Source organism: Microbacterium wangyouchuni (assembly GCF_051546305.1).
Classification (GTDB): domain Bacteria; phylum Actinomycetota; class Actinomycetes; order Actinomycetales; family Microbacteriaceae; genus Microbacterium.
The window spans coordinates 330,953-352,550 of record NZ_JBPTMA010000001.1; the positions used below are offsets into that span (position 1 = coordinate 330,953).

22 protein-coding genes are annotated in these 21,598 nt (G+C 64.6%); 15 read left to right on the plus strand and 7 right to left on the minus strand.

Features of this window, described 5'->3' with window-relative positions; all coding sequences use genetic code 11:
- Positions 1-85 precede the first annotated feature (85 nt).
- Entirely contained in the window at positions 86-1,855 is a 1,770-nt protein-coding gene (locus tag ACSS7Z_RS01635) for a sugar phosphate isomerase/epimerase and 4-hydroxyphenylpyruvate domain-containing protein (RefSeq protein WP_438252684.1), read from the minus strand.
- A 109-nt stretch (positions 1,856-1,964) separates the two neighbouring features.
- On the opposite strand from ACSS7Z_RS01635, the gene ACSS7Z_RS01640 reads away from it, so the two are divergent.
- From ACSS7Z_RS01640 to ACSS7Z_RS01665, 6 genes are read left to right on the plus strand one after another with little or no spacing between them, the layout of a single operon-like run.
- Positions 1,965-2,513, plus strand: a complete 549-nt coding sequence (locus ACSS7Z_RS01640) for a TRAP transporter small permease (protein WP_438252685.1) — start codon at positions 1,965-1,967, stop codon at positions 2,511-2,513.
- Positions 2,510-3,784 carry a TRAP transporter large permease gene (locus ACSS7Z_RS01645; RefSeq protein WP_438252686.1) on the plus strand — a complete coding sequence of 425 codons (1,275 nt, stop codon included), beginning with the start codon at positions 2,510-2,512 and terminating at the stop codon, positions 3,782-3,784. The genes ACSS7Z_RS01640 and ACSS7Z_RS01645 overlap by 4 nt, the downstream gene beginning before the upstream one ends.
- Positions 3,781-4,740: a shikimate dehydrogenase gene (locus ACSS7Z_RS01650; protein ID WP_438252687.1), complete on the plus strand. Its 960-nt coding sequence runs from the start codon at positions 3,781-3,783 to the stop codon at positions 4,738-4,740. The genes ACSS7Z_RS01645 and ACSS7Z_RS01650 overlap by 4 nt, the downstream gene beginning before the upstream one ends.
- Positions 4,740-5,783, plus strand: coding sequence for a DctP family TRAP transporter solute-binding subunit (locus tag ACSS7Z_RS01655; RefSeq protein WP_438252688.1), 1,044 nt, complete (start codon positions 4,740-4,742; stop codon positions 5,781-5,783). Before ACSS7Z_RS01650 ends, ACSS7Z_RS01655 begins: the two co-directional genes overlap by 1 nt.
- Positions 5,784-5,802: 19 nt before the next feature.
- A complete protein-coding gene (locus tag ACSS7Z_RS01660) occupies positions 5,803-6,777 on the plus strand; it encodes a phosphotriesterase family protein (RefSeq protein ID WP_438252689.1) in 975 nt (324 codons plus the stop codon).
- A 46-nt stretch (positions 6,778-6,823) separates the two neighbouring features.
- Positions 6,824-7,513: a TetR/AcrR family transcriptional regulator gene (locus tag ACSS7Z_RS01665; RefSeq protein ID WP_438252690.1), complete on the plus strand. Its 690-nt coding sequence runs from the start codon at positions 6,824-6,826 to the stop codon at positions 7,511-7,513.
- 48 nt (positions 7,514-7,561) lie between these two features.
- Here ACSS7Z_RS01665 and ACSS7Z_RS01670 read toward each other — a convergent pair whose 3' ends face one another.
- The 3 genes from ACSS7Z_RS01670 to ACSS7Z_RS01680 are packed head-to-tail and all read right to left on the minus strand — an operon-like array spanning position 7,562 to position 9,473.
- Positions 7,562-8,287, minus strand: a complete 726-nt coding sequence (locus tag ACSS7Z_RS01670) for a ribonuclease H family protein (RefSeq protein ID WP_438252691.1) — start codon at positions 8,285-8,287, stop codon at positions 7,562-7,564.
- 48 nt (positions 8,288-8,335) lie between these two features.
- Positions 8,336-8,563 carry a hypothetical protein gene (locus tag ACSS7Z_RS01675; protein WP_438252692.1) on the minus strand — a complete coding sequence of 76 codons (228 nt, stop codon included), beginning with the start codon at positions 8,561-8,563 and terminating at the stop codon, positions 8,336-8,338.
- Between the two features lie 7 nt (positions 8,564-8,570).
- The gene (locus tag ACSS7Z_RS01680) at positions 8,571-9,473 is read right to left on the minus strand and encodes a VOC family protein (protein WP_438252693.1); all 903 of its coding nucleotides are present in this window, start codon (positions 9,471-9,473) and stop codon (positions 8,571-8,573) included.
- A 124-nt stretch (positions 9,474-9,597) separates the two neighbouring features.
- Here ACSS7Z_RS01680 and ACSS7Z_RS01685 point away from each other — a divergent pair, with 124 nt between their 5' ends.
- Positions 9,598-10,665, plus strand: coding sequence for a mechanosensitive ion channel family protein (locus ACSS7Z_RS01685; protein WP_438252694.1), 1,068 nt, complete (start codon positions 9,598-9,600; stop codon positions 10,663-10,665).
- Here ACSS7Z_RS01685 and ACSS7Z_RS01690 read toward each other — a convergent pair.
- Together ACSS7Z_RS01690 and ACSS7Z_RS01695 are read right to left on the minus strand one after the other, a co-directional pair.
- The gene (locus ACSS7Z_RS01690) at positions 10,631-10,981 is read right to left on the minus strand and encodes a protealysin inhibitor emfourin (protein ID WP_438252695.1); all 351 of its coding nucleotides are present in this window, start codon (positions 10,979-10,981) and stop codon (positions 10,631-10,633) included. The genes ACSS7Z_RS01685 and ACSS7Z_RS01690 overlap by 35 nt on opposite strands.
- Entirely contained in the window at positions 10,956-12,020 is a 1,065-nt protein-coding gene (locus tag ACSS7Z_RS01695) for a M4 family metallopeptidase (protein ID WP_438252696.1), read from the minus strand. The genes ACSS7Z_RS01690 and ACSS7Z_RS01695 overlap by 26 nt, the downstream gene beginning before the upstream one ends.
- A gap of 171 nt (positions 12,021-12,191) precedes the next feature.
- Here ACSS7Z_RS01695 and ACSS7Z_RS01700 point away from each other — a divergent pair, with 171 nt between their 5' ends.
- Both ACSS7Z_RS01700 and ACSS7Z_RS01705 read left to right on the plus strand, forming a co-directional pair.
- On the plus strand, positions 12,192-13,709 hold the full coding sequence (locus ACSS7Z_RS01700) for an SDR family NAD(P)-dependent oxidoreductase (RefSeq protein WP_438252697.1): 1,518 nt from the start codon (positions 12,192-12,194) through the stop codon (positions 13,707-13,709).
- Between the two features lie 174 nt (positions 13,710-13,883).
- On the plus strand, positions 13,884-14,753 hold the full coding sequence (locus ACSS7Z_RS01705) for a metallophosphoesterase (protein ID WP_438252698.1): 870 nt from the start codon (positions 13,884-13,886) through the stop codon (positions 14,751-14,753).
- A gap of 59 nt (positions 14,754-14,812) precedes the next feature.
- Here the strand turns inward: ACSS7Z_RS01705 and ACSS7Z_RS01710 are convergent, their stop codons facing one another.
- Entirely contained in the window at positions 14,813-15,607 is a 795-nt protein-coding gene (locus ACSS7Z_RS01710) for a GntR family transcriptional regulator (protein WP_438253060.1), read from the minus strand.
- A 110-nt stretch (positions 15,608-15,717) separates the two neighbouring features.
- On the opposite strand from ACSS7Z_RS01710, the gene ACSS7Z_RS01715 reads away from it, so the two are divergent.
- The 6 genes from ACSS7Z_RS01715 to ACSS7Z_RS01740 are packed head-to-tail and all read left to right on the plus strand — an operon-like array spanning position 15,718 to position 21,470.
- Complete coding sequence (locus ACSS7Z_RS01715; protein ID WP_438252699.1) at positions 15,718-17,226, plus strand: ABC transporter substrate-binding protein; 1,509 nt, start codon at positions 15,718-15,720, stop codon at positions 17,224-17,226.
- Position 17,227: 1 nt separating this feature from the next.
- Complete coding sequence (locus ACSS7Z_RS01720) at positions 17,228-18,244, plus strand: ABC transporter permease (RefSeq protein ID WP_438252700.1); 1,017 nt, start codon at positions 17,228-17,230, stop codon at positions 18,242-18,244.
- Positions 18,241-19,146, plus strand: a complete 906-nt coding sequence (locus tag ACSS7Z_RS01725; protein ID WP_438252702.1) for an ABC transporter permease — start codon at positions 18,241-18,243, stop codon at positions 19,144-19,146. Before ACSS7Z_RS01720 ends, ACSS7Z_RS01725 begins: the two co-directional genes overlap by 4 nt.
- Entirely contained in the window at positions 19,143-19,952 is an 810-nt protein-coding gene (locus tag ACSS7Z_RS01730) for an ABC transporter ATP-binding protein (protein ID WP_438252703.1), read from the plus strand. Before ACSS7Z_RS01725 ends, ACSS7Z_RS01730 begins: the two co-directional genes overlap by 4 nt.
- Positions 19,949-20,755: an ABC transporter ATP-binding protein gene (locus tag ACSS7Z_RS01735; protein ID WP_438252704.1), complete on the plus strand. Its 807-nt coding sequence runs from the start codon at positions 19,949-19,951 to the stop codon at positions 20,753-20,755. The genes ACSS7Z_RS01730 and ACSS7Z_RS01735 overlap by 4 nt, the downstream gene beginning before the upstream one ends.
- Positions 20,739-21,470 carry a tyrosine-protein phosphatase gene (locus ACSS7Z_RS01740; RefSeq protein WP_438252705.1) on the plus strand — a complete coding sequence of 244 codons (732 nt, stop codon included), beginning with the start codon at positions 20,739-20,741 and terminating at the stop codon, positions 21,468-21,470. Before ACSS7Z_RS01735 ends, ACSS7Z_RS01740 begins: the two co-directional genes overlap by 17 nt.
- Positions 21,471-21,598: the final 128 nt, after the last annotated feature.

A 21,598-nucleotide genomic window follows, 5' to 3' on the forward strand; every position in this document is an offset into this window, starting at 1 on the left:
AATCAGCAGTTCGGCCCCGGATCCGGCAGATTCGGGGCCGAACTGCGTGAACTTCAGGAGTTGTGCGCGCGGGGCGGGCGAGAATCTACCGCTGCGCGGCCAACCGGATCGGCGCATTCGCGCCGCCGTAGCCGTCGTAGCCGCCGCGGCGTTCGACCACTTCGAAGAACACATCACCGATCGTGCGTGTGTAGAAATGGATGAACTCGCCGGCGGCATCGCGATCGTAGAGCAGATCCAGCTCCTGCAGCGACGCGAGCACGTCCGGGGAGAGGCCGAAGCGCGCACCGAGGTCGTCGTAATAGTTCGCCGGAATCCGGAGGTGGTCGATGCCCCGTTCGCGCGCCCGGCGGGCGACCGTGAACACATCATCGGTGCGCACGGCGATGTGGCGTGCCGGCCTCGGCGCCGTGGGCGGGGCCAGGTTGATGGGCACCCGAACGATTCCATCCGGTGTGCGCATGACCTGACTGCGGATCAGCCCGTGCGGGCCGGGTACGTCGGCCGGCGGCTCGGCTTGCAGTGACAGCGCGCTCGACATGAACAGCACCGCTTCGTCGAAGTCCTGCCACGCATATGCCAGATTGATGTGGTCGATCTCGCCGACGAGTCCGTCCACCGCGCCGGTACCGCCATCGAACTCCTGCAGCCAGGACTTCTCGACGGGCAGTGAGCTCCAGAACACCTGCGTTCCGTCCGGAGATGCGACTCCACGCAGCGCCTGCTCACCTTCATACGTGCGGCGGAATATGTTCTGTGACCCCAGCGCGATTGCCCGGTCGACAGCGGCTTCAGCATCCGCCACCTGCAGCCCGATCCCCGACAGGCGAGGCTCGTCATGGCGCACCTGCTCGTTCAAGATCACGCGTGCAGCGCCCGCGCTCCACAGTCGCACGGGCTTCGAGCGGTGACGCCCCTCGAACGCGAATCCGAGTTGGGCGAGCAGTTCGTCGACCTCGGCGAGATCTGTGCCGGCCACCTCGACGAAGTCGAGACCGGTCACCGTCGGCGCTTCTCCGAGCCGGCCGTCGTCCCAGCCGTTTGCAGCGGCGGTCCGATCGGCGAGCCAGGCGAGCGACCGGTGCGCATGTGCGGCAGTTCGCACCGTATCGGTCTGTCGGAACGTGTCATTGAACACCTCCAGCGACCACGGCCCCGCGTAGCCTGCGCGCACCACATGCGTCATGAAGTCCACGAGGTCGAAGTCGCCTTCGCCGGGGAACAGTCGATGGTGGCGACTCCAGCTGAGCACGTCCATGTCGAGCTTCGGGGCATCGGCCAGCTGCAGGAAGAAGATCTTCTCAGCCGGGATCTCTTCGATGCCGGCTGGATCGTGCCCGCGCGAAAGGATGTGGAAACTGTCCAGACAGATACCGAGGTTCAGCCGATCCGCGCGCCGCACGATCTCCCAGGCGCGCCGGTAGTCGTCGACGTACTTTCCCCAGGCCAGCGCCTCATACGCGAGACGGATGCCGTGCGCCGCTGCCCGATCGGCCAGCTCACCCAGCTGGCGGGCCGCCACCTCGTCATCGTCGATCGTGGCGGTGCCGACGTTGCTGCAGACGAGCATCAGATCGGTGCCGAGGCGGTTCATGATCTGGAACTTCGCCTCCGCCCGCCGCAGGGTGTCGGCGAAGACGTCGTCGGTGACGCCCTCGACATCACGGAACGGCTGGAACATGTCGATGCGCAGCCCGAGCCGGTCGCACAGCGCGCGAATCTCCTCGGGGGATTCCGGCGCGGCGATGAGATCAGCATCCATGATCTCGACGCCATCGAAGCCGGCTTCAGCGCAGGCATGGAGTTTATCGACGAGTCCGCCGGACAGGCAGACGGAAGCGATTGAGGTGAGCATGGCAGTGAACGTACCAGTTTGTACATTAATTTCCCAGAGGTGTTGCTGAATCAATGTACTAACCGGTACATTCAGTTCCAGCATCATCGATCCCGAGGACAAAGACGTCGTGACTCAACATCAGCAACCCCACCGCACCGGCGTGCTGCGCCGCATTGTGCGTGTCATCACCGGTATAGAACTCGCCATCGGCGCTCTCGCTGTCATGGTGATTCTCGTCCTGGTCTTTTACCAGGCCCTGCAGCGATACCTGCCCGTCGAAAGCATCGCCTGGACCGGCGAGCTTGCCCGCTTCGCGCTGCTGTGGGCGACGTTCGCGGCCATGGGCATCTTGGTCACCAGCCACGGACACATCGCCCTGGAACTCGTCGACTCGTTACGCAACCCGATGACCGTGCGCATCATCCAGGTGTTCTCGCTCATCGTTGTCGCAGCAACCGGCTTCGGACTCAGCATGGAGGCCTGGGCGCTGATCGAAACCCAGGGCATCGTGAAGTCCCCCGTGCTGCGCGTGCCGATGTCCTGGGTCTACATCCCCGTGCTCATCGGCACCGTCAGCACCACCATTCGCGCGCTCTTCGCGGCTGCAGACATCGCCATGCATGGCCCTGTCGCCGCCGACGTCGAGGAAGACCAGCCGGAGGTGGCAGGACTGTGACTCTTCTCTTTCTCGTACTCGCGATCGGCCTTCTGCTCGCACTCCGCGTTCCGGTGCCGTTCGCATTCCTCGGCCCGTCGTTGGTCTACATGGCCATCGAGGGACAGTCGCTCGGTATGGCGCTGCGCACCGTCACCAACGCCGCCAGCAGCTTCCCGCTGCTCGCTGTTCCCCTGTTCATTTTCCTCGGCGCCCTGGCCAACCACGCCGGCATCGCCGACCGGCTGTTCCGCTTCGCTCAGGCAGGACTCGCGAACATCCGCGGCAACCTCGGCTACGTCGCCGTCGGAACCAGCGTCGGCTTCTCCTGGATGAGTGGCTCCGCCGTTGCCGATGCCGCCGCCCTCGGCAAGGTGCAGATCCCGGCTATGGTGCGTGCCGGCTACGGCCGCCGTTTCGCCACCGGCGTCTCGGCGACGTCATCCCTGATCGCACCGGTCATGCCACCGAGCATCCCCGCCGTGATCTACGCGGGCCTTGCCGCAGTCTCGACCGGTGCGCTGTTCGCGGCATCCGTTATCCCTGCGCTGCTGATGGCGCTCGGCCTGTGCATTGTCGTCTGGGCACTCGTCAGGCGGATGCCCAACGTGAAGAAGGGCACCTTCGACCGCGCCGAGTTCGTCGCTTCGAGCAAGGGCGTCATCCTGCCGCTGCTCGCGCCGTTCATCATCCTGGGTGGCATCCTCGGAGGATTCTTCACCCCAACCGAGGCCGCAGCAGTCGGTGTCGCCTACATCATTCTCGTCGGCCTCATCCAGCGCTCGCTGAGTCTGAAGAGCTTCATCAACGCGCTCACCGAGACCGCCACCACGACCGCGTCGATCATGATCATCGTCGCCTCAGCGTCACTGCTCGGCTACATCCTGGCTCGTGAGCGGCTGCCTCAGATGCTCACCGAACTGGTGTTCGCGATCACCGACAGCCCGACGGTATTCCTCATCCTTGTCACGGTCCTGATGCTGATTCTCGGCACCGTGATCGATGCGACCGCGATCCTGGTGCTGACGGTGCCGATCATTCTTCCGATCGGCAACCAGATCGGCGTCGACCCGATCGTGCTCGGTCTGCTGATGATCCTCTCGCTGATGATCGGCCTGCTGACCCCGCCGGTAGGAACCGTGCTGTTCGTGACGGCGGCCGTGTCGAAGACGCGCATCGGCGAGGTGTTCCGCGGATCGCTGCCGTTCATCATTCCGCTGCTGGTGATCTGCGTGCTGATCATCGCGTTCCCAAGTGCAGTTATGTGGCTGCCGGGGGTGCTGGGTCTATGACGCTCGCGCCTGCTGCGGTCGACACTCGCCGTCCTGCCGTGCTCATCGGCCTGATCGGCGAGGGCGTCACACCGTCGCTCACCCCGCCGATGCACGAGTTCGAAGGCGCACGGCACGGGATGCACTATGTGTATCGCACGATCGACATCGATCAGAGCGAGGCGACGAGCGGGGCGCTTCGCCCCCTGCTCGAGGCGGCACGTCGCCTCGGGTTCACCGGCCTGAACATCACGCATCCGGTCAAGCAGGCAGTTATCCCGCTCCTGGATGATCTCAGCGACAGCGCCCGCGCCGTCGGCGCAGTCAACACCGTGGTGTTCACGGATGCTGGCGCCATCGGCCACAACACCGACGTCACTGGTTTCGCCGCTGCAGTGACAGACGCCTTCGGTGACGAGCACCTTCGACGCGTCGTGCTGTTCGGCACCGGGGGAGCGGGCTCGGCTGTCGCGACGGCGCTCGCACAGTTGCGAATCGATGAGCTGATCCTCATCGATCAGGTGCGCGAACGTGCCGACGCGCTCGCCGCGCAGGTCCGCGCAGTAACAACCGCGACCGTTCGCGCGGCCGATGTCGACGAGTTCCCGGCGCTCATCGCAGACACCGATCTGATCGTGAACGCGACGCCAATGGGCATGGCAGCTCACCCCGGCACGCCGTTCGACGTTGCACTTCTGCCGGACGCCATTCGCGTCGCAGACATCGTCTACCGTCCCGCGGAAACGGCGTTGCTCAAGGCTGCTCGCGCCCGCGGCATCCGCACCATGTCTGGGCTGGGCATGGCCATGCACCAGGCCGCCGACGCCTTCGAGATTTTCACAGGAAAGCGTGCGGACCGTCAGGCGATGCTCGCCGACCTCAATGACCTGGTCGCCCAAGAAGCGACCATGACCCCCGCCACCGCGACAGCACAGAGCGTGGCACCCCAAACAGCACCAGAAAGAGGAGAAAAGTGATGAATGCACGACGCACTCGGCGAACAATGTGGCTCGCCTTGGTCGCAGCACCGGCGATGATGCTGGTTGCCTGCTCCAGCGCAGGAGAAACCACCACCGGCGGCGATGGCGGCGGCGATGCCGATGCCGGTACCGTCCAGAAGCTCTCGCTCGCCCACAGCTACAACGAGGATCAGCCGCAGCACCGCTGCGGTGCACAGGTGATCGCTGACGAGGTAAACGCCGCCGGCGTAGGCCTGGAGATCGAGATCTTCCCATCCAGCCAGCTGGGTGGCGACGCCGACCGTATCGCGTCCGTGGCATCCGGTGACATCGACATCGACATCCAGGGTGCATCCGCGCTGGGTGCGGTCTACGAACCGATCAGCGTGCTCGACTCGGCATACGCGTTCGATGACGCCGACCACCTCGCCACATTCATGGCGAGCGATGCATCCGACACCGTCACCGCGGACTTCGAAGAGGCATCCGGTGTGCACACGATGGGCGCTTGGTCAGCCGGTGCACGTCAGTTCACGGCGAACACGGCGATTCGCACACCGGAGGACCTCGAGGGTCTGCGCATGCGGTTCCCCGGATCCCCACAGTTCCTCATGAACGCCAAGGCGCTCGGGGCTGAGGCGACCGAGGTCGCGTACGAGGAGCTCTACCTCGCCCTGCAGCAGGGCACGGTCGATGGTCAGGAGAACCCGATCACCAACATCGTGGCCTCGAACCTGAAGGAGGTTCAGGACTACGTCAGCATGAGCTCGCACCAGCTGAACACGAACCTCGTCATCGTCGGTCCTGTCTGGGACGAGCTCAGCGATGAGCAGCAGCAGGCGCTGACCGCTGCGACCGAGACGGCGGTCACCGAGGTCACCAGCTGCGTCGCCGAAGACGAAGAGGCGCTCCTCGAAGAGTGGCGCACCGGAGATGACTGGGAGGTCATCGAAGACGTCGACCGTGACGCATTCAGCGAAAAGGCCGAGGAATACCTCAGCGGTGTCCTCACCGGTGACTCGCTCACCGTTTACGAAGCCATCCGCTCGACCGCAAAGTGATCTGGATGACCGTTTCTGCATGACGCGTTCGGTACCCACGTTCACAGGGGAGGTGAACGAAGATGCGCTCGGGATGACCCTCATCCACGAGCACATCTTCGTCACCGACCCGGAACTCGACATCAATATGCCTCATCCGGAATGGGATGAGCATGCCTATCTGGAACAGGCTGTCGCCACGCTCTCCGAGCTACATTCGTTGGGAGTGCGGACCGTCGTCGACCTGACGGTGCCTGGACTCGGGCGCGACGTGCGCCGAGTCGCCGAGGTCGCCGCACGCGTGCCGGTGCAGATCATCGCTGCGACCGGATGCTACGCGGCCGAGGTGCTCTCCCCGTTCTTCCGGCTCAACGGCCCAGGCCTCGTCGTCGACGGTCCCGATCCCCTCGTCGACCTCTTCGTCGGAGACATCGAGCGGGGGATCGCCGGCACGGCAGTGCGCGCGGGCATGATCAAAATCGCGACGGATGCCGCGGGTTTCACTCCCGATGCAGCGCGGGTGTTCGCGGCGGCTGCCGAAGCACACCAACGCACCGGCGTGCCGATCACGACCCATTCGCATGCGGCCTCCCGCGGGGGCATCACCCAGCAGGACGAACTCGAACGGCTCGGCGTCCCGCTGGACCGCGTGGTGATCGGGCACAGCGGTGACTCCACCGACCTCGCATACCTGCGGGGGCTCGCCGATCGCGGATCCTATCTCGGTTTCGACCGGTTCGGTATGACACATCTTGCACGCGACGAGGATCGAGTGCGGATGCTGCTCGCACTGCTCGACGCCGGATACGCCGCACGCATCGTGCTCTCGCATGACGCGGCGATCTTCAGTCGGGTGACGCCGCCATCGTGGCGGGCGACGCATACGCCCGACTGGAAGATGTCGTACCTGTGCGAGACCGTGCTGCCGCAGTTGCGTGCCGCCGGTGTCGACGATGCCACCGTGCATCAGCTGATGACTGTGAATCCGCGACGAGTGCTCGCGGGTGGGGCATGATGTGTGCACAGCGGTTGGACCGCTGCGCCAAGAGAGACGAGATGTGATGACCGAGAGTGTTGTGGCTGAGCCGATCGTGCGCAAACGAGACGCCGAGCGCACGCGCGCGGAGCTGCTCGCAGTCGCCACCGAGGCTTTCGCTGAGTCCGGGTACGCCGGCACTCGGGTCGATGAGATCGCCGAGCGCACGCAGACCACGAAGCGGATGATCTACTACTACTTCGGGGGTAAGGAGCAGCTTTACCTTGCTGTGCTCGAGAACGCGTACCGCGGCATCCGTGAGACGGAGCAGGCGATCCACGCAGGGGACCTGCCACCCGTGGAAGCGCTGCGCCAGATCGCGGAGCTCACCTACGACCACCACCGCAATCACACGGACTTCATCCGCCTCGTCTCGATCGAGAACATCCACCACGGCGAGTTCATCAAACGGCTTGAGGGGTTGCGCACACTGAATCAGCCAGCCGTCGACGTGCTCGAGGTCGTGCTGGAGCGGGGCAGGTCGGAGGGCTCGCTGCGCGCCGACGTCGACGCCCTCGACGTGCACCTGTTGATCAGTTCGTACTGCTTCTTCCAGGTCGCCAACCAGCACACTTTCGGGTACCTGTTCGATCGGGATCTGCTCGCCGAGGAACGGCGCGAACACCTGCGTTCGATGATCGGTGACGTCGTCGTTGCCTGGATGACCGCCTCCACCGTTCCGGTCGCAGTTGGTGCTGCTAAACCCGCGAAATAGCAGCACCAAGTGCGACCGGAGCAGGGGCGGGAGCAGCCGTGCGGGCGGTCAGATCAGGCGGCGCAGCGCCTCGTCCAGCGAGATCGCCTGGGCTGCGGCGCGATCGCGCAGGCGGGAATGCTCGTCGGCGGTCAGCGTGACCTGCACGGTGACGGGCTCGGCGGCGGAGACGTTCAGGCCGTCGAGAAGATCGGATGCCTCGGCCCACAGCTGCTGGGGGCGGCCGGACCCTTCGGCAAGCTCAGGAACCGGTTGGGGCTCAGCAGCCGGCTGACCGTCGCTCGCTGAGCCGGTCGAAGCGGCCGCGCCGCCCATCATGAACCCGGGCCCGCGGTTCGGCTCGCGCTTGGCCTGATACGCCTTCGCGGCCGAATTCGCCCGTACATCGGCGGCCTCATTCAGGTCGTGACCGGCGTGGCCCTTGACCCAGACGAACTTCACATCGCGGCCCTGCATCGCCTCATCGAGCGACTCCATCAGGTCGCGGTTGAGCACGGGAGCACCGTCGGCTTTGCGCCATCCGCGGCGCTTCCACCCCGGCATCCATTTGGTGATTGAGTCGATGACGTACTTGCTGTCGCACATGATCAGCAGCGATTCGTTGCTGCCGGCAGTCGCCCGCAACAGCTCCAGCACGGCCTGCAGCTCACCCTGGTTGTTCGTGCCGTGCGGTGATCCGCCGGCCGCCCAGTTCGCATCGTCGATGTACCAGGCCCAGCCGTTGGGGCCGGGGTTTCCCAGGGCGGAGCCGTCTGCTGCGGCGGTGATCGTCATCCTTCAACCGTAACCGCCCGGCCGCCGTCGCCCGGGCGCGGCGGCGCGTCAGTCTTTCGGCTCAGCTGTCTCGATGACCGCGGCCTCCGGGGCCGGCGGTGCAACAGGGAACACGATCGAGGTCACCTCGGTAGCGAAACCGAGTCCGAGACCGATATCGAGTGGATCGACAGCGGAGGGGGCATCCAGGTGATCGACAGCATCCGCCTCCTGCGGCTCACCGGGCAGCGCCGCCCAGGCGCTCTTCTCTTCAGGTCGTTGTGTGAACAGTCCCATGGATTCCTCAGAAGTCGGCGATGATGAGCTTCTTCATCTGCATCATCTTCTCGTACGCGCCTGGGCGCGCCATCAGCTCGCCCATGTTTTCCGGCACGATCTGCCAGCAGAGCCCGTAGCGATCGGCCAGCCAGCCGCACTGTTCAGCCTCCGGCATGCTGCTCAGCGCGTTCCAGTACTCGTCGATCTCGGTCTGGTCGGTGCAGCGCACCTCGAGGGATACGCCGCAGTCGAAGGTGAAGTCCTGCACGATCGCCGAGTCCATCATCGCGAACCACTGCCCGGCCAGACGGAACTCGCCGAACATCACACTGCCGGCATCCGCTGGTCCGGTCTGCTCCGGATACTCCGCGATGAAGCCCACTCCGGCGGAGGGAAACAGTGATGAATAGAACGTTGCGGCCTCGTGCGCCAGGTTCTGGACGGGACCGGCGAACATCAGCTGCGGGATCACGAAGGGCCGCGGCTCGCCCTCCGGATTCGTCAGCAGCAGCTGCCAGCTGACGCCGTAGCGATCCTGAACCCACCCGTAGCGCGGGCTGAACGGATACTCGCCGAGCTCCATCATCACGGAACCGCCATCGCTGAACTTCGCCCACGTCTCATCGAGGCTCGCGCGTGCTGTGTCGCGGTCGCCGTCGAAGCGCAACGGATCGAAGTTCAGCATGAACGACACCGAAGGGTTCGGGCGGAACTCATCCCCGGCGTTGATCAGGGTGAGCAGATACCCGTCGATCACGACGTCGACGGTGAGCGTCTTACCGGCGAACTGCGCCTGCCAATCGTCGACCTCGTTCGGATACGTTGCCCCCACCGTCGCGGTGGTGTCGGGGAAGACATCGGCGTAGAACGCGCCGGCCTCGTCGGCGTTCTGGTTGCACCAGATGTTCGGGACGATTTTCTGGGACATGACGACTCCTTGTTGCGTTCGGATCCCCTCGCACGGTTGTCCTGCTCGAATCCAGCGTGCTCCCGAGAGCTGGCGGATGCAAGGGGGTTGAGCACAGTTCGGGCGGCGCATCTAGGGTGGGGGGATGGCGTCCTCGATTGCAATCGACTTCAACTGGGGTTCCTGGCTGGGCACGGCGATCGCCTTGCTGATCGCTGTCATCGCTGTCGCCGCTGTCGTGATCGGCGCGCGGTTCATCGCCGGTCGGGCGCATGGGAGTGCAGCGTGGGTCCGGGACCTTGAGCGGCGCATCCGCACTCCCGGGATGGTGCTGGTGTTTCTCATCGCGGTTTGGATCACGTTCGCCTTCACTGAGCCTGCCCAGCTCGAGTGGTGGGCGGTGCTCGAACGTGTTCTGCTGATCGCGGTCGTCTTGGTGGGGGCGTGGTCGCTGTCGACGCTGGTCACCTTCGGCATGGAACAACTCATGCAATACGACGGCACCCGCAGCGACGCCACAAGTGCTGAGGGGCGACGCCGTAAGACCCAGCTCACGGTGTTGAACCGCCTGGTCGTGGTACTGATCTCGATCATCGCGGTCGGTGTGGTGATGTTCTCATTCCCGGAGGTGCGGGCGGTGGGTACGAGCATCCTGGCATCCGCCGGTGTCGTCAGCATCGTCGCTGGCCTTGCCGCGCAGTCAACCCTCGGAAACCTGATTGCCGGGGTGCAGATCGCGTTCAACGGCGCAATCCGAGTCGGCGACGTCGTGGTGATCGAAGGCGAAATGGGAACGATCGGCGAGATCAACCTGTCGTATGTCGTCGTCTACATCTGGGACGAGCGCCGGCTCATCCTGCCGTGCACCTACTTCACGACGAACCCGGTCGAGAGCTGGACTCGGCGTTCGGAGAAGATCCTCGGTACCGTCTACATGGACCTTGATTGGCGCGTGCCGGTGGATGCGGTCCGTGAGAAGTTCATGGAGATCATCGAGGGATCGGATGCCTGGGACCGCCGCTCCGCGAACGTCCTGGTCACCGGATCCGAAGGCGGTTACGTCACGGTGCGCTTCAAGATCTCGGCGAAGAACTCCGACGATCAGTGGGATCTGCGCTGCCTCGTGCGCGAGAAGATCGTGACCTGGTTGCAGCAGGAGCACCCCGAGGCGCTGCCGGTCACTCGAGTGACGTTGGAGCGTCCGGCGCAGTAGCGGCTGCGCCCCGCACCGCGTCGACGAGTTCCCGCCACGCGCCGGTCAGCTCGGATTCGGCCAGTTCACGTTCGCGCTCCTCGCGGGCTATGCGAGCCCGGATGCTCCACACATAGCGGTCAGCGCCGGGTGAGGTTTCCTTCGGGTCGCTCCATGGGCAGCGTTCGATCAACGTGATCCAGACATCGACGTCCGGATGAAGCGGCTCCACCTCCCAGCGGCGACGGATGCCGGCGACACCACCTGATCGCACGACGGCGATCATGACGGGCGAGGTGGTTCCTGCGCTGTCATTCGGCGCGTCGATCTCGTTCATCCTCGAAGACTCCCACGGTTCTCCAGGCGTCGCGCACGGCCGCGGCGACGTCTGACTCACCGTACTCCCCGATGGCTGCGGCCACGGTGGCATCGGCGAACTGGCGGAACGTCGCTGTCGGCGACAGGCCACCGGTGAGCGCGCGGTACCAGACCAGGCCCGCACGCTCCCAAGCGTGGCCACCCAGGGCGCGGGCGGTCAGTGCGAAGGTGCGGTTCGGGATGCCGGAGTTGATGTGCACACCGCCGTTGTCCTCGGTGGTCTGCACGAAATCGCGCATGTGTCCGGGCTGCGGGTCCTTGCCGAGCTCGTCATCGTCATAGGCGGTGCCCGGCTCGAGCATCGAGCGCAGCGCTGTGCCCTGTACCGCGTCGGTGAAGATGCCAGCGCCGATCAGCCAGGTCGCCTGATCTGCGGTTTGGCCTGCGCTGAACTGTTCGGTCAACGCGCCGAAGACGTCGGCGATCGATTCGTTCAGGGCACCCGGCTGCCCCTGATACTCGAGATTCGCGGTGTGCTGGATGACGCCGTGCGCGAGTTCGTGACCGATGACGCTGAGCGAACCAGTGAAGCCCTGGAACACCTCGCCGTCGCCGTCACCGAACACCATGCGCTCGCCGTCCCAGAAGGCGTTGTCGTAGTCGATGCCGTAGTGCACGGTGGCGTCCAGGCGTGCGCCGATCCCATCGAGGGAGTTGCGTTCGAACGCCGCGAGCAGCAGCTCGAACGTCGCGCCGAGGCCGTCGAACGCCTCATTGGTGGTGGCATCTGCGACGGCGGGGTCGCCTTCGGCGCGCACGACGAGTCCGGGGAGCTTCTCGGTGTTCTGTGCGTCGCTGATCGTGCGGTTCGGAGCATCCGTCAACTCCGCGATGAGGTCGCCGTGCTCGTCGATCGACAGGTTGATCCTGGCGCGGAACGGCGGCCGACCAGCAAGCAGGGTCTGGCGCGCAGCATCCGCCGCCTTGGTGAAGCGCCCCGACTGCGCGACGCGCGCGAGCAGGTACGCCGGGACGATTCCGTGTGCGCAGTGGTCCATACCGCGACCATACGCGCAGGGACGGACGCTTTCGAGTGCCGGATCCCAGACGGAGTGTGTGCGCCGCGGCGTGTTGGGGCGGTGACACGCCGCCGGAGCGGACGGACGTCTGGGATTCGGCACGGGATGCCTCGGGTCAGTCTCCCAGCACTCTCGCGTAAAATCAGCCCAATGACCGATGTGCCTGCTGCCGACACCTCTGATCTCGGCGACGGCCTCGATCCCGCCGATCTTGAGACCACGCTGCGGGTGCTCGCATCCATGGACCAGATCAGCGAAGAGCATCCCGACTACATCGCCGTCCGCCGTGCGACCGCGGCGATGTTCAAGGCCGTCAAGCGCGTGCGCCGCAAAGAGATCCGCGACGCGATCGCGGCGGCCGACAGGGCAGTTGTGGCGAACACCGCCACAGGCGCGCCCGACCGGATCGACGACGAGACGCGCGGCAACGACCTCGCCTCGAACGTGGATGCTCCGATCGCCGGCGAGCTGCTCAAACCGCGCAACTGCTACATCTGCAAGCAGCCCTACACGCTCGTCGACGCGTTCTATCACCAGCTCTGCCCGGATTGCGCACGCTTCAGCCACGGCAAGCGCAACGCCCGCACCGACCTGACCGGCAGGCGCGCCCTGCTCACCGGTGGCCGCGCGAAGATCGGCATGCACATCGCGTTGCGACTGCTCCGCGACGGCGCGCACCTGACGATCACGACCCGCTTCCCGCGTGATGCCGTGCGCCGCTTCTCGTCACTGCCGGATGCTTCGGACTGGCTGCACCGGTTCCGCGTCGTGGGCATCGATCTGCGTGACCCTGCCCAGGTGATCGGGCTGGCCGATTCGGTCGCCGCGCAGGGGCCGCTGGACATCCTCATCAACAACGCCGCGCAGACGGTCCGGCGCTCGCCGGGTGCATATTCTCTGCTGGCGGATGCTGAGATGCAGCCGTTGCCGGATGGTCCGCTGCCCGAGATGGAGACGTTCGGGCACACTGTCGATCCGCATCCGCAGGCTTTGCAGGCCTCGGTGGATTCGAACCCCCTGCTGTCGGTGGCTGCTCTCGGCGGCACCGTGGCCGAGCAGGGCGGGCAGGCGCTCACCGCCGAAGACCTCGCACGACTCGCGATGGCGCCGGGGTCGTCTTCGCTGGCCAAACACGCTGACGGTTCGGCGATCGATGCGGGCGGGCTCGTGCCGGACATTGACCACGTCAACAGTTGGGTGCAGTCGATCGAGCAGGTCGACCCGCTCGAGATGCTCGAGGTGCAGTTGGCGAATACGACCGCGCCGTTCCTGTTGATCAGCCGGCTTCGGGCCTCGATGGCTTCGTCTGATGCGCACCGCAAGTACATCGTGAACGTCTCGGCGATGGAGGGGCAGTTCTCGCGCCGCTACAAGGGCCCGGGGCATCCGCACACCAACATGGCTAAGGCGGCGCTCAACATGCTCACCCGCACCAGTGCCGGCGAGATGCTCGAGAAGGATGGGATTCTGATGACGGCCGTCGACACCGGCTGGATCACCGACGAACGCCCGCATCACACCAAGGTGCGTCTCGCCGAGGAGGGCTTCCACGCACCGCTCGACCTCGTCGATGGCGCTGCGCGCGTGTACGACCCGATCGTGCAGGGCGAGCTCGGCGTCGATCAGCACGGGGTGTTCCTGAAGGACTACAAGCCGAACCCCTGGTGATGGGGGTGGGTGCTCGGGGCATCCGCCCTGTTACGCCCGTCGGAGGGTGTTACACCTGACGGACCTTTTGGCCTGATTCCTCCTGCATCTGCAACATCCTCCGACGGATGCAACGGCTGCGCCCGCGCCCGAATTCGCACCGGCTGTTAACCTCCACGCGGTAAACCTGGTGTTATGTCTGCTTTGCGAATCTTGCACCTCACCGACACCCATCTTTTCGGGGATGAGACCCTGCACTACGGGGTCGTTGACACCGCTGAACGGCTGCGTCTCGCGCTCGCGCATATGGCAGATCGCCCCTTCGATCTGGTCGTGTGCTCGGGCGATGTTAGCGAAGACGGGTCTGAGGGTTCGTACCGGCGCGCTCGTGATCTGATTGGCGAATGGGCGCGCGAGCGCGGCGCCCGTGCGGTGTTCGCGATGGGGAACCATGATCGCCGTGCGCCCTTCCGCGCGGTGCTTGGCGGCGGACAACCGGATGCTGGCGAGCAAACCCTCGAAGGTGCAGAAGCCCCTATCGCCTCAGTCGCTGAGCATGACGGCTGGCGCGTGATCGTGCTGGATAGCTCGGTGCCCGGCCGAGGGTACGGCGCCATCGATCAGGCGCAGAAGCAATTTTTCGAACAGGCGATCCAGAGCCCGGCCGAACACGGCACTGTCGTGGTCGTGCATCACCCGCCGATTGACGCGCAGACCGATCTCTTGCAGGCTCTCTGCCTTGATGAGCACGATACCGCGTGGCTGTTGTCAACGATTCGTGGCACCGATGTGCGGGTCATCCTGAGCGGTCACTACCACTTGCCGGTCGTTGAAACCGTTGGTGGCGTGCCGATCGTCGTCGCCCCAGGGGTAGCGAATATCGCCCGCGCTTTCGATCGCCGCACCGAAGAATCCGCCATCGATGCTTACGGCGGAGCGACCGTTGATATCTCGGCTGACCGCGTGCGCGTCGTGCCCTTCGAGCAGCGGATGACGGCGGATGCTGAAGTCTTCAAATTCGAAGAGGAAGCGGTCGTCCGCATCATCGCCGCCGCCGGGCGCTAAGCTCGACCCGATTCGTGCGAAGTCCTGAGATTCGGATGCCGCGGGCAGTGCCCAAACCGTCAAACTGCGTCGTTGTCATAGCGCAACACGAACTTTGCTTCGTCGCCGCGCAGTCTGCGGCGAACATAAAACACGGGGGTGCCGTACGCATCGGCGGAGACGCCATCGCGCACCAAAAGCGCGGTTCCCAGGGGCACATCGAGCACATCGGCGTCGTCGAAATCGGCGGCAACAGCACTAAAAGCGCGCCATAAATAGCGCAGGTCAAGGCCGAATCCATCGGCGAATGCGCGCACGACGAGGCCGTTTTCACCGACCCGATCCAGTACCCCAGACCACTGCGCAGAGTGCCAGTACGAGTTGGCGATCCAGCGGCGTCCGCCGCGCACCATCACGGTGTCGATCCTGTGCACATCAGCGACCGGAATCCCCAGGTGGCCGGCTGCTTCTTCGGCGAGCGAACCAGATACAGGACCGAACGACAAAACCCGCTCATCCACTTGGCGCACGGGGGCTGCGGAGCGCCGGAGTGCTGCCGAATCGAGGGCATCGGCGGTGGCATCCGACTGTTGACGGGATCGCGGCAGGGTGGCAACAATCTCGACCAGATCGGGAGGGGACACGACAAACGTCCCTACGCCGCGACGGATCTCGACGGCACCCAGGCGCTGCAGTTCGATAATCGCCTGACGCAGGGTAAGTCGAGCCACCCCGAAGCGCTCGGCGAGCGTGGCTTCATTGGGTAACCGTGAACCGGCCGCGAGCGCACCCGACTGAATTTCTTCCCACAGCTCTGTCGCAATCCGACGGTAAACCGGCCCGCTGTTGTCCACACGGCTACGACCACTTTGCATACCGTTCACCTGAAACTCCTCATCGCGTCATCGACGATCCGTAGACATATAGACGTCTTGATCACAGCACGCAGGGATCCGAAAAATTACCTGCAAGAGAAAGGTACGTCATGCGCAGAATGATCGCCTCGACCGGTATGGTCCTCGGCGGAATCCTCCTGGTCGGTTGTGCGAGCGGTGCAGGTTCAACTACACCGGCGAGTGACCCCACCTCGGTCGCATCCGATGCAATCGTCGACATCCGCGTCGGCCTCGAACCCACCAGCCTCGATGTGACCACCACCTCGGGCGCAGGCCTCGTGCAAGTCATGCGGGGCAACGTCTACGAAGGTCTCGTCGGTATTACCGAAGACCTCCAGATCGTTCCGGCGCTCGCCTCGGAGTGGGAGGTCAGCGAAGACGGCCTGACCTACACCTTCACCGTTCGTGACGACGTCACATTCCACGATGGAACGCCCATGACCGTGGATGACGTCGTGGCATCCCTTCAGGCAGCCAGTGCCGAAGGATCGGTCAACCCGGATGCCAAGCGTATGACCCAGGTGGCAAGCGTCGAGTCAACCGATGCCTCCACCGTCGTGATCACGCTCGAAGAGCGCGACATTAACTTCTTGGACACCCTCACCACCGCTGCCGGATACGTTGTGTCCAGTGCGTCTGACGCAGACCTTGCGTCCGAAACCAACGGCACGGGCCCGTACACGCTCGACCAGTGGAACCGCGGCGCAACCCTCGCCCTCACGCCAGCCGACGACTACTGGGGTGACGCTCCCGCAAACGGCGGTGTGGTTTTCCACTACATTTCCGATGAGACCACCGCATCTACCGCTCTGCAGAGCGGTGAGATCGACATGATCGCCGGAGCGACAGCTGAAACGGCTGAGTTGTTCAGCGCAGACGACGCCTTCCAGGTTGTCGAGGGTGACTCGACCAGCTGGATGACCCTCGGGTTCAACCACACTGTCGAGTCGCTGTCTGACCAGCGCGTGCGCCAGGCCCTGCGCCAGGCAATCGACAAGTCAGAACTCGCCGAGATCGTCGGTCAGGCTACTGAGGCCGGAAGCATCACGGTTCCGAGCGACCCGTGGTTCGTAGACATGACTGACTCGGCGCCGTTCGACCCGGAAGCTGCGAAAGATCTTCTCGCAGAAGCAGGCTACAGCGACCTCGACCTGACGCTGACCGTGTCGAATACCTACGACACGATCATCACCGAGTTCATCGCTGCTGAGCTCGCCGACATCGGGGTCAACGTCACGATCGACACCGTCGAGTTCGCTACCTGGCTCGAAGATGCGTACACGAACAAGCAGTTCGAGCTCACGATGGTGCTGCACGTCGACCCGTCGACGGCCACGTATTACGGCAACCCGAACTACTACTGGAGCTACGACAACGCCGAGGCGCAGGCTCTTGTTGCCGAAGCGCGCACAGCCACCACCACCGACGTACGCGACGAAAAGATGCGCGAACTCGTCACCCTGGTTGCTGAGGACTCGGCTAGCGACTGGCTCTACACGGCGCAGACCGTCGTTGTCGCGAATGCCGACGTTGCCGGATTCCCTGTGGACCGTATCTCGAACAACTTCCGCGTCAGCGGTATCACCGTCGCGGAGTAACGTGACCATCTCGGCGACCTTGAGCCGGCCACGTGCCGGGCGCGAAGAACTCCTTCGCGCCCGGCACGTCGTGGCCGAAGTGCTCGGAGAGATCGGCATCCTGCTGCTCTCCCTGTTTGCCGCGAGCATCGTGATCTTCGGCCTTCTGGCGATCCTTCCAGGAGACCAGGCCGCGATGCTGGGCGGGATGGATGCTACGCCCGAACAGATCCTCACGTTGCGTGCCCAACTGGGCCTAGACCGACCCATCTGGGAGCGGTACTTCGACTGGATCGGCGGCGTACTTACCGGCAACCTCGGAGTCTCCGGGCTCGACGGTCGCGCGGTCGCCGCAGAACTCGGCGAGAAACTACAGGTCACCGTGCCCTTGGGTATCTTGGCCCTGCTGCTTAGCGTCGTCATCGCGCTGCCCGTCGGCATTCTCGCGGCGGTATATCGCGAGAACGCTTTTGGTCGTGCGATTGCGGGGCTCAGCCAGCTCGCCGCAGCCATTCCCACTTTCGTTTTGGGGCTGTTGCTCGTCGTCGCCGTCGCTCTTCCCACACGCCTCCTGCCGGTGCAGGGCTTCCCCGCTGATCGCTGGGCCGACCCCGCAGAAGCGCTGCGCTCACTCATCCTCCCGGCAACGGCCATCGCCATCGGGCAGGCCGCAGTACTGGTGCGCTTCGTGCGCAGCGCCACCATCGACGTGCTCATGAAGGACTGGGTGCGAACCGGGCTCGCCCAGGGATGGCCGCTCAGCTCAGTGCTGCTGCGACAGGGCCTGCGCAATGCGTCGCTTCCGTTGCTCGGCGTGCTGGGGCTCGAAATTGCTGGCGTTCTCATGGGATCGGTCATTGTTGAGCAGCTCTTCGCGCTTCCTGGTGTCGGAGGAATGCTGCTGGCGGATGTCGGTAACCGAGACATCGTCTCTATTCAAAGCACCCTGTTCGTGCTCACCGCGCTCGTCATGATCAGCACGATGGCACTCACCACTCTTTCCCGTGTTCTTGACCCTCGTATCCGGAGGACCCAGTGATCACTCGTTTCATCCGGCATCCGCTGGGCGCCATCGGCCTCGTGCTCGTGGCGATTCCCACGTTGGCAGCCCTGCTCTCGCTGGTGTGGACGCCCTATGACCCGGCCGCCTTCGACCCGATCAACCGCTGGTTGCCGCCCTCGCCAGAGCACCTGTTGGGAACGGATGCCGGAGGGCGTGATCTCTTCAGCATTCTGCTTGCCGGTGCCCAATCGACTATGACTGCCACCGTGCTTGCCACAGCGATCGCCGTGGCGGTGGGCCTGCCGCTGGCTATGGCGACCGCCCTCGCGGGGCGGCGACTGGGGGCAGCCCTCGAGCGAGCAATTGATGTGGCCATTGCCTTCCCCACGCTGGTGCTCGCCATCATCCTGGTTACCTCATATGGAGCAAGCCTCTGGGCCTCGTCCGTCGCGATCGGCCTCGGCGGCGCCGTCGTCATCGCCCGCACGATGGTGCCCGAACTGCGTGGTGCGCTCGCCGCTGACTACGTGACGCTCGCCTCTTCTGGCGGGGTCGGCACCCTGGGCATCCTCTCGCGGCACGTCTTGCCCAACGTCGCACCCACGCTTCTGATTCGCGCCACGCAGCTCCTTGCGGCTGCCGCGCTCGCCGAAGCCGGGCTCTCGTACCTCGGTTTCGGAACCCCTGCACCGACGCCGTCGTGGGGTCGGACTCTTGCCGACCTGCAGTCACAGGTGCTCGTGCGCCCCGAAGTGCTGATTGCCCCGAGCCTTGCGATCACCACTCTCGTGATTGGGTTCGCACTGCTGGGCGATGCGCTGCGGGATGCCCTCGAACCCGGCCAGCGCAGCAGGCCCGTCACGCGTGCGCAACGCCGACATGCTGCATCCGTCCCCGACACTGTTTCCGCCCCCGACACCGAGAAGGTGACCGCATGACTCTCTTGGATATCCGCGACCTCACAATCAGCATCGGCGACCGCCGTCTCGTCGATGGAATATCGCTAAGAGTCGAAAGAGGAGAGCGAGTGGGGCTGATCGGTGAATCCGGATCAGGCAAATCGCTCACCTGTATGTCGGTGCTCGGGCTGCTGCCTGCGCGCGGACAGGTCAGTGGCAGTATCACGGTCGAGGGCACGCAGATAATTGGCGCCGACCAGCGCACGCTCCGAGACCTGCGAGGTCGGCGAGTTGGCTGCGTGTTTCAAGAGCCGCAGAGCGCGCTCGACCCGCTGCTTCCCATTCGTCGACACCTCGTTGCACCGCTGCGAGCCCACGGACTGCTGCGCCGTGCGGATGCCAGAGCAACCGCCGTTCGCCTGGCGGAAAGCGTGGGGCTTCCTGAACCAGAATCAATGATTCGTCGGTACCCGCATGAACTTTCCGGCGGACAACGCCAGCGCGTCATGATCGCGATGGCCATGTCGACGAGTCCGTCGCTGTTGTTGGCTGATGAACCAACCACCGCGCTTGATGTCACGGTGCAGGCGAAGGTGCTCGACCTGATGGGCGACCTGGTTCAGCAGAGCGGCGCCGGCAGTTTGCTCGTGACACACGACATGGCCGTTGCCGCGTCGCACTGCGATCGCATTGTCGTGATGCGCGCGGGGCGAATCATCGAGGAGGGTACCGCCGAGCAGCTTATCCAGCGCCCGCGAGAGGGGTACACCGCCGATCTCATTGATGCGGCGTATGCGACAGGATGGCAGCCGCAGGTCAAGACCCGTGTGGCGGTGGCCGCATGAACGACGAACTCTTTCGCGTCGAGGATGTGCAGATGGTGCACCCCGGCATGCGGCGACCGGCGCTGGATGGCGTGAACCTGACGATTGAATCGGGTCGTAACCTCGGCATCATTGGTGAATCAGGATCGGGTAAAAGCACGCTCGCACGCATCATGCTCGGGCTGCAAAGCCCGACAGCTGGAACGGTTTTGTACCGCGGCGAACCTGTTCCAACCGGGCGCGGTCGTCGAGCGCGAGAGTTTCGCCGCAGCGTTCAGGTCGTACTTCAAGATCCGTTCACATCGCTGAATCCCCGGATGCCAGTAGGCAAGATCATTGCTGAACCCGTGCGTGCATTGCGACCGAAGTGGGATGCTGAGGCGCGAACTTTCGAGTTGCTGGCCGCCGTTGAACTTCCGGCAGAGGTCGCACAGCGGCTTCCCCGAGAGCTCTCGGGCGGTCAGCGTCAGCGGGTCGCTATTGCTCGTGCGCTCGCCGTGCGACCCGAAGTTGTTATCGCCGATGAACCCGTGAGCGCGCTCGATGTGTCGGTGCGCGCCCATGTGCTGCGGCTTCTTAGGCGACTAGTCGCCCATGAAGAACTGACCATTGCCGTCATTTCGCACGACCTAGGAATCGTCGACGGATTGTGCGCCGATGCAGCCGTCATGTCGGCGGGAAATATCGTCGAGCACGGACCCGTCTCGCAGGTGCTGGATGCGCCGCAGCATCCGTATACCCGCGAACTCATCGCTAGCGTTCCGGTACTTCCGGTACGAAAGACCGCATCTCGAGAGGAGGGCGAGCATGACGCTCCCCGCTAAAACCACTGCACGCCTACATAATTTGCGCCCCGTGGGTGGATTGCCCACCAGCAGCGGAGAGTGGGTGCGTGACGACCTGATGTGGCGTTCGGCAGCACCATTCGCCGCGCGCGCACATGCGAGCGATCTGATCGCCGGACTCGGCGTCACCTGCGTTATCGACCTGCGCGATAGGGGAGAGCGCGACCGCACCCCCGGGGCCTGGCGGCATGACGACCTCGCCGTGCGAGAGATGCCGGTGTTCGCCGACCGGCTGCGCGACATCACCTTCGATGGTTTGCCCGAGCTTTACACGTATATGACCGGCGATTTCGCCCCATCTCTGGTAGCCGCATTCGCGGCGATCACCGAGCAGGCAGAGCAAGGCGTGCTCATCCACTGCACCGCTGGTAAGGACCGCACCGGCATGCTCAGCGCTTTTGTACTGGATGTGTTGGGGGTCGACCGAGCGCTGATACTCGATGACTTCGCGGCATCCCAGAGCCACCTAGGGCCTGAGTATCTCGCTGATCTCTTTGCAGATGCTGACGTCGAGAACCTACCCGGAATCGTCGCCCACCGCGCCACGGCTTCACCGCCCGAGCTTCTCGCCGACGCACTCGACGATCTGGAACGTGAGTACGGCAGTATTGCGGCTTTCCTGCTGGCGCACGGAGTGAGTCAGGCGCAGCTTGAGAGCCTGCGCGCGGTGTTGGTGGTGCAGGGGCGGGACTAGCCCTTCGCAGGCGCGCCCGATTCGTGCCAATCCGGAGGTCTTCGCGCGATCTGGAGGCCACATTGTGGCATCCAGCCCTCCGTATCGGGTGTTTACCTCCGGATCGTGCGACCGAAAATGCCGGATGC